The following is a 13,299-nucleotide window of genomic DNA, read 5'->3' on the forward strand; positions in this document are numbered from 1 at the left end:
ACCATTTTCTTAGATGTCTTTTTTTATTGCTTCTTGCTCTACAGTTGCGCTTATAGCCATCCAACTTTTTAATTGAGCAAGAATTTTTTTCTCCAAACGGGATACTTGCACCTGTGATATGCCTAACCTATTTGCAATTTCAGTTTGCGTACAATCTGAAAAATAGCGTAAATAAATGATAGACTGTTCTCTCGGTTCAAGCCTTGTAAGCACTTCTTTAAGAGGGATATAATCAAATGGCTGCTCAGATTTTTCATCCTTCATTTGATCCATCAATGTGATGGAATCTCCTTCACTTTCATACAATTGCTCATGGAGAGATGCTGGATCTCTTAATGCATCCGACGCTGTCACAATTTCCTCAGTTGTCACACCAAGTACTTGAGCCAGCTCCTGTATCGTTGGCGGATGTTCATTCTTTTTAATAAATTCGTCTGTAGCATGTCGGATTTTAAAGTTCAGCTCCCGGATAGAGCGACTCACCTTCACCATGCCATCATCCCTTAAAAAGCGTTGAATCTCCCCAATAATCATAGGTACTGCATAGGTTGAAAATTTAACATCATACGATAAATCAAACTTATCTACTGATTTCATGAGTCCTATGCAGCCTATCTGGAATAAATCCTCGAGCTCAACACCTCTCGTTGTAAAACGTTGAACAATGGACCACACAAGCCTCGTATTGCCTTCTACCATTCGTTTACGAGCCTCATGATCGCCCTTCTGTGCGCGTGCTATTAAATCACGCATTTCCTCCTGAGACAAAAGCTTTTCGGACGACTGTTCTAACGGCTTCACGATGATACCCTCACATGACCGCTGTGCGAACTGTGTAAAATTTCTTCGTAAATGTTACAGTTGTTCCTTCACGCCACTTGGACATAACTGTAAGCTGATCAGAAAAACTGTCCATAATCGTAAAGCCCATACCTGAGCGCTCCATTACACTTTTTGTAGTAAATAACGGCTCCATTGCTTGACTCACGTCTTCAATGCCTACCCCTTTATCCATCACAGACACCGTTACAATGTCATCTTCACGTTTAGCATGAACAGTAACAACACCTCTGCCGTCCTCTTCATAGCCATGAATAATGGCATTGGAAACTGCTTCTGAGACAATTGTTTTAAATTCAGATAGCTCATCAATAGTTGGGTCTAATTGAGCAATAAAGCCAGTGACTGCTACACGGGCTAAGGCTTCATTTTCACTAAGTGCTAAAAAAGTTAATGTCATTTCGTTATCCATTTACAATCCCCCTTACGCGATCAATCGCTTGTTCCTCTGTTGCATCCATCATCCAAGGCCCTAAACCTGAAAATTGAAAAACTTTCCGCATGGTTGGCGATGGATTCAATAAAATAGTTCGCCCAGCAACTGCCTCTAACTCACGCATACGACCAAGCACCAAGCCTACTCCCGAACTATCCATAAAAGATAGCCCTTCTAAGTTCCATATGATGGTCGTCACAGTGCCTTGGAAAATTGCTGCAGAAATTTTCGCTCGAATTTGCTCTACTGCATGATGATCGAGCTCCCCAAATAAACGTATAACGACTGTCTCTCTTGTGACCATTTCTAATTGAAAATGCATGAACATCGCCTCCTCCTCGTGCAATTCCACATTTAATACGCTGATTCCTTGCGGCTGACAGAACTAGTGCAAAGTCTTCTGAAATAGTGTCAAATCGACATACTTATAGCTTTTTAGGTTTAAGAGCAGTATGGGATAAGTGAACGTGTTTTAAACAAGCTGCTGCTATCTCATTATGAAATTTCTACGAAAATGTAAACATTTCATAGGTTTCATGGTGGAACGATAAAAAAAGCGAGAACCCTCGTATGTGAGAGCTCTCGCAAATAAAATGTTATGCAATTGTATAAGCTTGCTGTATTTTATGAATCGTATCTTGATCGATTGGATTATTGGAATATAAATAAGCAATAATATCCCCATTTTTTACACGATCACCTTTTTTAGCAATCAGCTGAATGCCTGCATCGTAATCCAGCGCGGATTCCTTCGTTAAACGTCCAGCACCTAGACTAACACTAGCTTCACCAACTAAAAGGGCATTAATTGTTTCCACAGTACCCTCTGTCACTGCCGTTACTGAAACTTTATGGGCTGTTTCATTTTGTACGATATCTGTTACGTCCCCACCTTGAGCAACAATAAATTCCTCAAACTTAGCAGCGGCAGAACCATCTGCCAGTACGCGCTTAACAGCGGCAGTCGCTTCCGTTTCATCAACACCTGCGGCAACTTGATACATTAAAGAAGAAATAACTATACATTCATCTAGTAAATCCTCATGTGTTTCTTCCATACGACCACTTAATAATGCATAGGCTTCCAATACTTCAAGCTTGTTGCCAATCATTTTACCTAGTGGATTATCCATATCACTAATATGAGCAACAACTCTACGCCCAAGTTTTTCCCCAATAGCAGTCATCGTATCAGCTAATCGCTGAGCTTCTTCTTGCGTTTTCATAAACGCACCTGACCCACATTTAACATCTAGCACAATACCATCCGCACCACTAGCGATTTTTTTACTCATAATGGATGCCGCAATTAATGGAATCGAATCGACCGTTCCTGTCACATCTCTTAATGCATACAACTTTTTGTCGGCTGGTACAAGATTGCCTGTTTGCCCAGCCACTGCAATTTTATGTCGATTGACATTGTCAATGAATTCCTGTGAGGAAAGCTCTGTTTTGAAGCCTTGGATTGACTCTAATTTATCGATTGTACCACCTGTAATACCTAGACCTTTACCACTAAACTTAGCTACTGGAATTCCAAGAGCTGCAATAATAGGTGTGACCACAAGTGTTACTTTATCTCCAACGCCACCTGTTGAGTGTTTATCAATTTTAAAACCATCAATAGACGTTAAATCAATGACATCTCCTGATTCAATCATTGCTTTTGTTAAATAAAACGTTTCATCATCAGACATTCCTAATAGTCGAATCGCCATTAACAGTGAGCTTGCTTGATAATCTGGAATCGAACCTGTTGTATAGCCATCTACAAAATACTGAATGTCAGCCTGTGAGAGCTCTAATCCTTGTTTTTTCTTTTCAAACAATTGCACCATATTCATTCGAAAATCCCCCTTATTTCAATTCTTGTAAGAAACTTTTGCCGAATGCTGGGGCCTCAACTTGGAAGTTCTCAGCCACTGTAGCTGCAATATCTGCAAAAGTGTCACGAAGCTCTAATTCAGCTCCACCATTAAAACGTGGAGAATAGACAATTAACGGTACATATTCACGTGTATGATCTGTGCCATGGAAGGTTGGGTCATTCCCGTGGTCTGCTGTAATAATTAATAAATCATCCTCTGACATTGCACTCGTAATTTCTGGTAGTCGTGCATCGAATTCTTCTAGAGCTTGTCCGTAGCCTAGTGGATCACGGCGGTGTCCAAAATTAGCATCAAAGTCTACTAAGTTTAAGAAGCTCATTCCATGGAAATCACGGCGGACAACTTCAGCAAATTTGTCCATTCCATCCGTATTATTTTTAGTACGTACAGCATCTGTGACACCTTCACCGTTGAAAATATCAGAGATTTTACCAATTGCAATGACATCTAAGCCTGCGTCTTTCAAAACATTCATCGTTGTACGACCGAATGGCTTTAACGCATAGTCGTGTCGATTTGAAGTACGAGAGAAGTCCCCTGGAGTACCTATAAATGGACGTGCGATTACGCGACCCACTAAATATTCAGGCTGCAATGTTAATTCACGTGCAATTTCACAAATTTTATATAATTCATCTAATGGGATGATTTCCTCGTGAGCAGCAATTTGTAAAACTGGATCAGCTGATGTATAGACAATAATTGCTCCCGTTTCCATATGCTCTTTACCGAAGTCTTCTATAACCTGCGTACCACTTGCTGGTTGATTGCAAAGTACTTTACGTCCCGTACGTTTTTCTAGCTCAGCAATCAACTCTGCAGGAAATCCATCCGGATATACTTTAAAAGGCTTATCAATATTCAATCCCATAATTTCCCAATGCCCTGTCATCGTATCTTTTCCGACAGAAGCTTCTTGCATTTTTCCATAGTATGCTTTCGGCTCATTTGTCGCTTGCATACCTTGCAGCGGCTCAATATTTGCCAAACCCATTGACTCCATTACTGGCATTGTAAGCCCATTCATTTTTTCAGCGATGTGTCCTAATGTATGTGATCCTACATCACCAAAATTTGCAGCATCTGGCGCTTCACCAATTCCTACAGAGTCCATCACAACTACATGGATTTTGTTAAATGGTTTATTCATTCTTATTGCCTCCAATCTCATGACTCTATTTTACCAAAAAAATGCGAAAAATAAAGGTCAGACATCCGACCGAAAAAAATTTTCTGAAATTTTTAAGCACGGGGATGAAATTGCTTATAAACTTCCGATAATCTTGTTTTGCTAATATGTGTATATATTTGCGTTGTTGAAATATCTGCATGACCTAGCATCTCTTGTACGGCGCGTAAATCAGCCCCATTTTCGACTAAATGAGTAGCAAAAGAGTGACGCAATGTATGTGGTGTTAACTCATGTTGAATGCCAGCTTTTAAAGCATGCTCCTTCATTAATTTCCAACAACCTTGTCTTGTTAAACGTTTCCCTCTTTGGTTAATAAAAAACGCATCAGTTTTTGGATATTTTCCCTGTAATTGACCACGAGCATTGTTTAAATAGGTGCTTATGGCTGATAACGCGCTTTTGCCAAGAGGAATGATTCTTTCTTTTCCACCCTTCCCAAACACCCGCACAAAGCCCATTGTTAAATGAATATCTGCTAAATCTAAAGCAATAAGCTCACTGATTCGCATACCTGAGCCATATAATAATTCGAGCATCGCTAAATCACGGATACCTTGTGGCTTACTTCGATTCGGAGCCGTCAATAAGGCTTCAATTTCTTCTATAGATAAAATATTCGGTAATTTTTGCTCAATTGTCGGCATTTCTAAGTGTACTGTTGGATCTGATTCAGCACGCTTTTCTCGGAGTAAAAATTGGTGGAAACTACGAATAGATGAAATATGGCGAGCAATCGTACGGCTTGTCTTCCCTTGTGCACGTAGTTGCTCTAAATGCCGTAGTATGGTCGTTCTTTCTACACGATTAAAATCAGCCATGCCTTCTGCATTTTGCAAAAAATTCACATAGCTTTCTAAATCTCGGCGATAGGATGCTAATGTATTAACAGATAATTGCCGTTCCACTTGGATAAAATGGATATAATCCTCTACTGCATATTGAAATTCATTCATCACAACGCCCCCTTACTGTCAATTATTTTCTATTTTAGCATGGCTATTAGAAATGTGCTAAAGCCTCCTCCATTCGACATAAACCAACGTAAATAAAGATTTATTATTTCATAAAAAAACAAAAAACTGCCCGATTTAATCTATAACAAAGATTAAAACAGACAGCTTTTCGTTAATTTTCTTCATTCGATTCGTCGTTTTTATCATGACAGCGCCAGCATATGCCGTGGAAAGTTAGTCGGTGATCCTTTATGATAAAGTTCCAACGCTTTTCAACAACGGCTTCCACATCTTCAAGTAAATCTTCTTGAATTTCATCAACAGCTCCACATTCAATACAAACTAGATGATGGTGGAAATGGGCAGCTCCCTCTTGGCGTAGGTCATAGCGCGACACGCCATCGCCAAAGTTGATTTTGTCGACAATTTTGAGCTCAGTTAATAATTCTAACGTTCTATAAACAGTAGCTAGACCGATCTCTGGTGCTTTTTCTTTTACTAAAAGATATACATCCTCAGCACTTAGGTGGTCTTCTTCGTGCTCAAGCAAGACAGCAACTGTTGCTTCTCGCTGCGGCGTCAGCTTGTAACTAGCACTATGCAACTGTTTTTTTATACGATCAATTCGGCTCTCCATGTGACGCCCCCCTAAACTCTTTCCATTATACCAAAGGAGTAAATCCTATTACAAGATAGTGAATAGATTTCTAACATGTTCTACTTTTTTATCTGATCACAATGTCTGTCTATTAAACCCATCATTTTAACACATAAGAAACAACAATAAACTCAGCAACTATTATGATGAAAAATGCGATAAAATTCAACAAAATTGTCCGACCAGATACTTGTTTCCCGATTTTTCGCTTTGACCAAGCAGGTACAAGTAAATTGCATAGGACTAGCAACAATATACAATAGATAAGCTGAAATGGAAACCACCAAATCGTATAAAGCCAAAAAGCTTCAAGTTTTTGTAATAAAAAAACAGAACTAAAGCCAAAAAAAGTGGCACGCATCGCTACAGTTACACGTACTAAAACTTTTAAAACACTGTGAGTTGCTAGTAATAATACAAGACCTATGGAAATGACGACAGGAAGCACTAAACGAAAAATCGAATGCCTGTCCCCATCGGCTAAACGAGGTTCTATAAATAAAATAAATGGTTCCGCTTTCGGTCCACCAAAAATATGAAAGAAAATAACGCCACAAACAAAGCTAACGGCAATGATGGAAGCGTGATAAAATATAGACACCGTACGAGACATAAACATGCTCCTTTTCTATCAAGGTTTGTACAGCTTATGCTCGTCCGTCTCTATTATGCTAAAGATTATTTTCTAAATGGGCAGCAAGCCAAAGTACAGCAAATGCAGTTTTAGCATCAAATATACGTTGATCTGCGACCATTGATTGTGCTACTTCCAACGAAACTTCTAAAAGTTCGACAAACTCATCCTCATCTAATGCTGCTTTATTGTCGATGATATACAAATCCTTCGCTACATATAGATGAATGACCTCGTCTGCAAATCCCGGCGACGTTGCAAATGTTTGTAAATATGTAAGGCTGTGCGCGCCGTAGCCTGTCTCTTCCTCTAATTCACGGCGAGCTGTCATTGCTGGTTCTTCACCAGGTTCAAGTTTCCCTGCTGGAATTTCAACAATAGAACGTTCAAGTGCCTTACGATATTGTTCCACTAACACTAATTTACCCTCATCTGTCACAGCAATTACCGCAACCGCTCCAGGATGCTTAATAATTTCGCGCTTTGCAACCTGACCATTTGGCAACATGACATCATCAACTTGTAGTTTTACAATTCTTCCGTCATAGATTGGTGTCGTTTTTGTCGTTTTTTCCTCAAACTTTTTCATAGACGATAACCTCGCTTGTCCTTCAGATATGTTCATTGTACCATTACAAGTAAAGAAATCGAAGGAGGTCGTTTCATGAAAAAGAGGAAGCTTGGCACTAGTGAATTATTCATTTCTGAAATTAGTTTAGGAGGCATGTCACTTTCGACAGATAAAGAGCAAGCAGCTACTATTGTCGATATGGCAATAGATGCGGGCATAAATTATATAGATACTGCCGATTTATATGATTTAGGGGCTAATGAGGAGATTATTGGCGCGGCATTAGGAAAGCGTCGTCAAGAGATTATCCTTGCCACGAAGGTAGGTAATCGTTGGACTGAAGGTGTGAAGGGCTGGCAATGGGATGCTTCGCCATCTTATATAAAACAAGCTCTTCATGCTAGTTTGAAACGGTTAGGAACGGACTACATCGATGTTTATCAGTTACACGGTGGTACAATCGAAGATGGCTGGGATGGTATTATCGACACTTTTGAGAGCTTGAAAAAAGAAGGACTTATCCGTGAATATGGCATTTCCTCGATTCGTCCAAATGTGTTACAACGTTTTTTACCTACAAGCTCTGCTAAAAGTGTCATGATGCAATATAGTGCATTAGATCGTCGCCCTGAAGAGTGGTTTGACTTTATTGCGAACGAAGGTGCTTCTGTCGTAACTCGTGGCACAGTGGCAAAGGGCTTATTAACAAATAGCTGGCAGCAACGTCTTCAACGAGCAAACGGTTTTAACAACTATTCTTCAGAAGAGTTAACAACAACATTAACAAACTTAGCTTCGCAGTATAATGATTTACATGCATTGGCACTAGCCTTTAATTTAAAAGAGTCTGCAATCGCTTCTACAGTGATTGGAGCAAGCTCACAGGAGCAACTAGCACAGACCCTCTCTGCCTATGAAAATATGGCTGCTATAACCCATTTTGAAGCAGCAAATACGTTAACAAAAAATGAACAATATGTAGAACATCGATGAAAAAGTGGTTCATCTTCATCATCTGTCTAGTTGTGCTTATCATTTCCTCGAGCATGACTTACGAACAACAAAGTATTTTACCAGAGCTTAAAGATTTATTAGCTAATAAACCTTTTGAAAAACAACTATCCGTTTTAAAAATCCCTTATTGGGACACTGTCGTATCAGTTGAAGAACGTGGTTATTTTCCATTTGTTGAATTTTTAATTCGTAAACTAACACATTTTATCGGTTTTGGATGCATTGCGCTCGGTTTGTACTTTGCATGGGGAAGACGCCGTTTTGCAGCGACTATTGCTATTGCTGGAACGGCTTTTATTGCTATGCTTGATGAATTTCGTCAAAGCTTTACACCAGGTCGTACAATGAGCGGCCAAGATGTGCTTGTTGATACAGCTGGAGCCATTATTTTTGTTGGTGTCGTTGTGGTCTTCAGGAAATTGTTGAAAAATAAAAGACAAAAGGCACAATACTAGCCTTTTGTCTTACCTCTATAATCCTTATAGGAATCTCCAATAATAAAGAGACTCAGTTTCTTTATATAAGGTAGCCCCTGCCTTTTCTAAAACTCGATGGGAAGCGAAATTATCTTTTTCTGTATCTGCAATAATATACTGAACATTTGGTTGATGATGTAGCCAGTTTATCATTGTTATAATGGTTTCTGTCATATAACCCCGTCCTTGAAAACTAGAAAAGGTATAATAACCAATCACCACTTCCTGCCTCTCATTTGGCATCCCTTTTAGCATAATGCCTCCAACAGCACAATTCTGTTCTTTACATACAATCAACCAATTCGTATGCCAAATATAATTTTCTTCATCTTCCAAAACTTTGGAGCGTCTATAGTCCAATGCCTGTTTTAGCTCATCATCAATAATCCCCTCTAGCTTATGTAAAGAGAATTCAATTGCTAAATCATTCTCATGCTCTATTAGCAATTGTAAATACTTAGCATTTAAAGGAATTAATCTTAATCTATTAGAATATAATTCAAACATCATTGTTCTCCTATCATAATTTAATCTATTTACTAAACTATAATAAGGTATATGTTATTGGCAGCGTCTCCCACATCATGATTTGTTACTTATAGAATACCGACTTTTTTTGTTCCAAAAACAGTGAACCCACATGCGTGATTTCACTGCTTCCTTATTAATATTTCGTGCCTTTATCGCCATACTCGTTTAATAATTCTTCAAACGATTTATTTTTTTCTCGTTGCTTACGTTCAAAAGCAAGTTTTGCTTGGCGCTCTTCTTCTGCGGCCTGTTCTTTCACGGTTAAATCTTGCTTTGCCGCTTTTAATTTAGCTAACACATCGCCACCTAGCTGGTCTGCTAATGTGACTGCCTCCTGCTTTGGCAAGCTTGCTGTCATGCTATTGCTTGTTTGTTGTTGTTTTCGTTTCTTTCCCATTTCATTCACCTTCTTATAGACATCAAGGACGCTTTACTACAGTAGCTACCCCTTGACCACCACCGATACATAATGTAGCTAAGCCCATTTTCGCATCACGCTTTTCCATCTCATGTAAGAGTGTGACCAAAATACGAGCACCACTTGCACCAATCGGATGACCAAGCGCAATCGCGCCCCCGTTGACATTTAGTTTATCATGATTAAAGCGTAATTCACGATCAACTGCAATTGATTGTGCTGCAAATGCTTCATTTGCTTCAATTACATCTATTTCATCTAATGTTGCTGCTGCCTTTGCCAGTGCTTTTTGGACTGCTTTAACGGGACCAGTTCCCATAATTGCAGGATCTACTCCTGCGCTTGCATTGGCTGAAATAATCGCCATTGGTTGAATACCAAGCTCTTGTGCCTTTTTCTTCGACATCACAACAACTGCCGCTGCCCCATCGTTAATGCCTGAAGCATTCGCCGCTGTTACGGAGCCATCTTTTTTAAATGCGGGACGTAGCTTACCTAGTGATTCCTCTGTTACACCTGCACGTGGAAATTCATCCCTGGCGAAAACAATAGGCTCTCCCTTACGCTGTGGAATCTCTACAGCGACGATTTCATTTTCAAACTTGCCTGCTGCAATTGCTGCCTCTGCGCGTTGCTGAGAACGAGCTGCAAAAGCATCCTGTTCTTCTCTTGAAATTTCATACATATCACATAAATTTTCAGCTGTCATTCCCATATGATAATCATTAAAAGCACACCATAGACCATCAGTGATCATAGTATCCACTACCTTTTGATCGCCCATTCGGAAGCCTTCACGCGCATTTTTTAAAACATAAGGTGCCTGGCTCATATTTTCAAAGCCACCAGCCACGATAATATCAGCATCACCTGCCAAAATAGCTTGCGTTGCTAAATGTACAGCCTTTAAGCCTGATCCACATACTTTATTAATTGTTAATGCTGATACCTCATGTGGTAAGCCAGCCTTTATCGCTGCCTGACGAGCTGGATTTTGTCCAAGACCAGCCGATAACACATTCCCCATAATGACCTCATCGACTTGTTCCCCTGCTATTCCTGCACGCGCTAAGGCGTCCTTAATAACAATGCTACCTAAAGTTACAGCTGGTACGTCTTTTAATGTCCCCTGAAATGAGCCTATAGCTGTTCGTACAGCACTCACGATTACTACCTCATTTATCATGTCCATTCTCCCCTTTTCCCCGTTCAAAAATCAACACTGCTGCATATGCTACTAGCAGATACGTATATTTTAACAAATATTTTGACGATTTTCGATAATAGAAATAATCGCAGTTTTGCCAAAGTTATTGTAAAATGTTGACGTGTTTTAAACAATCTTAGTTGGGAACATTACAAATAAGAAACAGCATGTGGAGGTGTTTTATGATGAAAAAGAAGATGCTTTTATTCTCTGGTATTACAACAACGCTTGCCGCAGCAGCTACTGGTCTGTTCGGCTTCGCGCTTTCCAATAAATTAATGTATATTCAACAAAAAGATCCTGAATTTGTTCGTGAACGTGAAACGACAGCCAAGCGCTTTGATGAGGCTTGGTACAATAAAAATTTGAAATGCGAATTAAATATTGATTCTCCTAATGGTTATTCGATTCGAGGAATTATGCTTCAGCCTTTGCAAACCAATAATACGATTATCATATGTCACGGCGTTACCGAAAATAAAATAAATTCCGTTAAATACGCTCGGCTATTTGAAAGGCTTGGCTATAATTCGGTCATCTTTGACCATCGCCGTCATGGCGAATCTGGTGGCAAAACAACCAGCTATGGCCACTATGAAAAAAATGACCTTGATGCTGTAGTCAATACAGTGAAAGCCATGATTGGTGAAGATGCAATACTAGGTATTCATGGAGAATCTATGGGTGCAGCAACAATGCTACTTTATGCAGGTACGGTTGAAGATGGTGCTGATTTTTATATATCTGATTGTGCATTCTCCGATTTTTCCATGTTGCTCAAGCAAATTGCCAAAACTGAATTTAAATATGGCTCTATCATTCCCATCCGTTTTGCCGATTTCTTTGTCCGCCTCCGGGACGGCTACTCCTTCAAAAGTGTGACCCCCGCCGAAGCAGTGACCCATATTGAAAAACCTGTACTTTTTATCCATAGTATCCCTGATTCATTTATTCCAGCGTCCATGTCACTAGATCTTTACAATAAAAAAGTAGGTCCAAAAAAATTAAAGCTTTTTGATACTGGGGCACATGCCCAATCCTTTAATGAAAATATGGATGAATACGAAGATTTAATTCATGATTTTTTAGAAAGTTTTATTTACCAAAAAATAAATCGTGATTCCTCCTCCTCCAATGTCATCCCATTCCATTTTTAACGCAAATAAAAACCTTGCTTATATTATTCCCGCAAGGTTTTTTCCATATTTATTCTTCAAAAACAATATGCCATTCTTCTCGTTTCGCTAAAAATTCCCTCGCTAATGCTTGTGCTCCTTCTAAGCTATGACTCGCAGCCCATCCACATTGTACCTCATTACATGCAGGGACTGCTGTCGCCTTCGTCACATCAGTAAATGTTTTTTCTAAAATAGTTAAAAGGTCCTCATAATCTTGATGATTAATAAGGGATACATAGAAGCCTGTTTGGCAACCCATTGGACTGAAATCAACGATATGGTCAGAATAATTACGAATGATATCCGCAGATAAATGCTCTAAGGAATGCAAAGCTGGCATTTCCATATTCTCTTTATTAGGTTGCTTCAAGCGAATATCATATTTGTACACTTCATCGCCGTTTCTCCCTGCTTTAACTCCCGCTAACCGAACATACGGGGCTTTTACTTTTGTATGATCTAGATCAAAGCTTTCGACATTTGTCTTTTCGCGTTCCATATTTAACAGCTCCTTTTCTATGAATACTATTTATTATAGCTAGTTTTCCCAAAATTAGTGGGAATATTTTAAATTGCTAGTTTTTTTATGTTTTCATAGAATATTTCAAACGATTAGAGTTAAATTTTTTTCATTCTTGTTTCTAAAAGACTGCTACACATCTTACTAATATAAGAAAATTCTTTGTGAAAAATTTTTTACAGCCTTTTGTTAAAGAATTTTTCTGGATTTACTTCCATATAGATGGCTTGTAATATCATAATTAGTTTCAAATTTCTAAATCGCTGAAACCAGTGGAGACGGGGGAACCAAATATTTACGGATCAGTAGAATATCCAAGGAGTAAATCCTTTTTAGGTAGGGCTACTCAAAGGGCCGAATCGGACAGCTAACCTCGTAAGCGTTATATGAGATGGAAAATGGGGCTTGTAACATCGAAAAAGTGTCATTTCAAGTCGATCACAATGACTTTGGTGAGGAAAACTTACAGATAGACGAAGAACCTTTAGCTGGAACAGAAGATTTCTCTTATACTAGCCAGCGTGTAACAACGATGTTTATGTGGGCTGGATCAAACAGTTTAGGAAATCAAAACTATCCACTTCATAATCCACATATTATTTTAGATGAGGGTGTTCTACCATTAGGTGTAGCAGTTGTTGTACATAGTGCAATTAACTGGCTGAACGCTTCTCATCACTATAAATAAGGGGATGTCTCAACCATTTTGAGACATCCCCTTTTATTATGAGTCCATGAAAAAAGCAACCAGTTACCTTAACCAGCTGCTCCTTAAAAAT

At 39.1% G+C, this 13,299-nt stretch carries 17 protein-coding genes and 1 riboswitch; of the genes, 4 read left to right on the forward strand and 13 right to left on the reverse strand.

Features of this window, described 5'->3' with window-relative positions:
- Positions 1–9 precede the first annotated feature (9 nt).
- From sigF to AC07YC_RS01955, 9 genes are all read right to left on the reverse strand, one after another.
- On the reverse strand, positions 10–753 hold the full coding sequence (gene sigF / locus AC07YC_RS01915; protein ID WP_494918381.1) for an RNA polymerase sporulation sigma factor SigF: 744 nt from the start codon (positions 751–753) through the stop codon (positions 10–12).
- A 58-nt stretch (positions 754–811) separates the two neighbouring features.
- Positions 812–1,252 (reverse strand): anti-sigma F factor, encoded by a 441-nt coding sequence (spoIIAB, locus tag AC07YC_RS01920; protein ID WP_336634246.1) that lies wholly within the window; start codon positions 1,250–1,252, stop codon positions 812–814.
- A complete protein-coding gene (spoIIAA, locus tag AC07YC_RS01925; RefSeq protein ID WP_025114066.1) occupies positions 1,245–1,598 on the reverse strand; it encodes an anti-sigma F factor antagonist in 354 nt (117 codons plus the stop codon). Before spoIIAA ends, spoIIAB begins: the two co-directional genes overlap by 8 nt.
- A gap of 274 nt (positions 1,599–1,872) precedes the next feature.
- Complete coding sequence (locus tag AC07YC_RS01930; RefSeq protein WP_494918246.1) at positions 1,873–3,123, reverse strand: thymidine phosphorylase; 1,251 nt, start codon at positions 3,121–3,123, stop codon at positions 1,873–1,875.
- 13 nt (positions 3,124–3,136) lie between these two features.
- On the reverse strand, positions 3,137–4,318 hold the full coding sequence (gene deoB / locus AC07YC_RS01935) for a phosphopentomutase (RefSeq protein ID WP_036226618.1): 1,182 nt from the start codon (positions 4,316–4,318) through the stop codon (positions 3,137–3,139).
- Positions 4,319–4,410: 92 nt separating this feature from the next.
- Positions 4,411–5,313 carry a site-specific tyrosine recombinase XerD gene (xerD, locus tag AC07YC_RS01940; RefSeq protein WP_008174638.1) on the reverse strand — a complete coding sequence of 301 codons (903 nt, stop codon included), beginning with the start codon at positions 5,311–5,313 and terminating at the stop codon, positions 4,411–4,413.
- A gap of 172 nt (positions 5,314–5,485) precedes the next feature.
- Complete coding sequence (gene fur, locus AC07YC_RS01945; RefSeq protein ID WP_008174639.1) at positions 5,486–5,950, reverse strand: ferric iron uptake transcriptional regulator; 465 nt, start codon at positions 5,948–5,950, stop codon at positions 5,486–5,488.
- Between the two features lie 121 nt (positions 5,951–6,071).
- Entirely contained in the window at positions 6,072–6,584 is a 513-nt protein-coding gene (locus tag AC07YC_RS01950) for a hypothetical protein (RefSeq protein ID WP_336634249.1), read from the reverse strand.
- Positions 6,585–6,642: 58 nt separating this feature from the next.
- On the reverse strand, positions 6,643–7,194 hold the full coding sequence (locus AC07YC_RS01955; RefSeq protein ID WP_036147545.1) for an NUDIX domain-containing protein: 552 nt from the start codon (positions 7,192–7,194) through the stop codon (positions 6,643–6,645).
- 75 nt (positions 7,195–7,269) lie between these two features.
- Between AC07YC_RS01955 and AC07YC_RS01960 the strand changes: the two genes are divergently transcribed.
- Both AC07YC_RS01960 and AC07YC_RS01965 read left to right on the forward strand, forming a co-directional pair.
- Positions 7,270–8,169 (forward strand): aldo/keto reductase, encoded by a 900-nt coding sequence (locus AC07YC_RS01960; protein WP_494918247.1) that lies wholly within the window; start codon positions 7,270–7,272, stop codon positions 8,167–8,169.
- A complete protein-coding gene (locus AC07YC_RS01965; RefSeq protein WP_494918248.1) occupies positions 8,166–8,645 on the forward strand; it encodes a VanZ family protein in 480 nt (159 codons plus the stop codon). The genes AC07YC_RS01960 and AC07YC_RS01965 overlap by 4 nt, the downstream gene beginning before the upstream one ends.
- Positions 8,646–8,669: 24 nt before the next feature.
- On the opposite strand, the gene AC07YC_RS01970 is transcribed toward AC07YC_RS01965, so the two are convergent.
- The 3 genes from AC07YC_RS01970 to AC07YC_RS01980 all read right to left on the reverse strand — a co-directional run bounded on the left by AC07YC_RS01970 (position 8,670) and on the right by AC07YC_RS01980 (position 10,801).
- On the reverse strand, positions 8,670–9,173 hold the full coding sequence (locus AC07YC_RS01970) for a GNAT family N-acetyltransferase (RefSeq protein WP_494918249.1): 504 nt from the start codon (positions 9,171–9,173) through the stop codon (positions 8,670–8,672).
- Between the two features lie 157 nt (positions 9,174–9,330).
- Positions 9,331–9,594 (reverse strand): YqkE family protein, encoded by a 264-nt coding sequence (locus AC07YC_RS01975; protein WP_008174653.1) that lies wholly within the window; start codon positions 9,592–9,594, stop codon positions 9,331–9,333.
- A 22-nt stretch (positions 9,595–9,616) separates the two neighbouring features.
- Positions 9,617–10,801 (reverse strand): acetyl-CoA C-acetyltransferase, encoded by a 1,185-nt coding sequence (locus tag AC07YC_RS01980; protein WP_494918250.1) that lies wholly within the window; start codon positions 10,799–10,801, stop codon positions 9,617–9,619.
- Positions 10,802–11,007: 206 nt separating this feature from the next.
- Between AC07YC_RS01980 and AC07YC_RS01985 the strand changes: the two genes are divergently transcribed.
- Positions 11,008–11,979 carry an alpha/beta hydrolase gene (locus AC07YC_RS01985; protein WP_494918251.1) on the forward strand — a complete coding sequence of 324 codons (972 nt, stop codon included), beginning with the start codon at positions 11,008–11,010 and terminating at the stop codon, positions 11,977–11,979.
- 49 nt (positions 11,980–12,028) lie between these two features.
- On the opposite strand, the gene AC07YC_RS01990 is transcribed toward AC07YC_RS01985, so the two are convergent.
- A complete protein-coding gene (locus AC07YC_RS01990; protein WP_494918252.1) occupies positions 12,029–12,499 on the reverse strand; it encodes an S-ribosylhomocysteine lyase in 471 nt (156 codons plus the stop codon).
- A 272-nt stretch (positions 12,500–12,771) separates the two neighbouring features.
- Positions 12,772–12,918, forward strand: a riboswitch (cyclic di-AMP (ydaO/yuaA leader).
- 23 nt (positions 12,919–12,941) lie between these two features.
- Here AC07YC_RS01990 and AC07YC_RS01995 point away from each other — a divergent pair.
- Positions 12,942–13,208 (forward strand): hypothetical protein, encoded by a 267-nt coding sequence (locus AC07YC_RS01995; RefSeq protein ID WP_494918253.1) that lies wholly within the window; start codon positions 12,942–12,944, stop codon positions 13,206–13,208.
- Positions 13,209–13,299 lie beyond the last annotated feature (91 nt).

The organism is Lysinibacillus sp. GW247-5R2A, assembly GCF_059424475.1.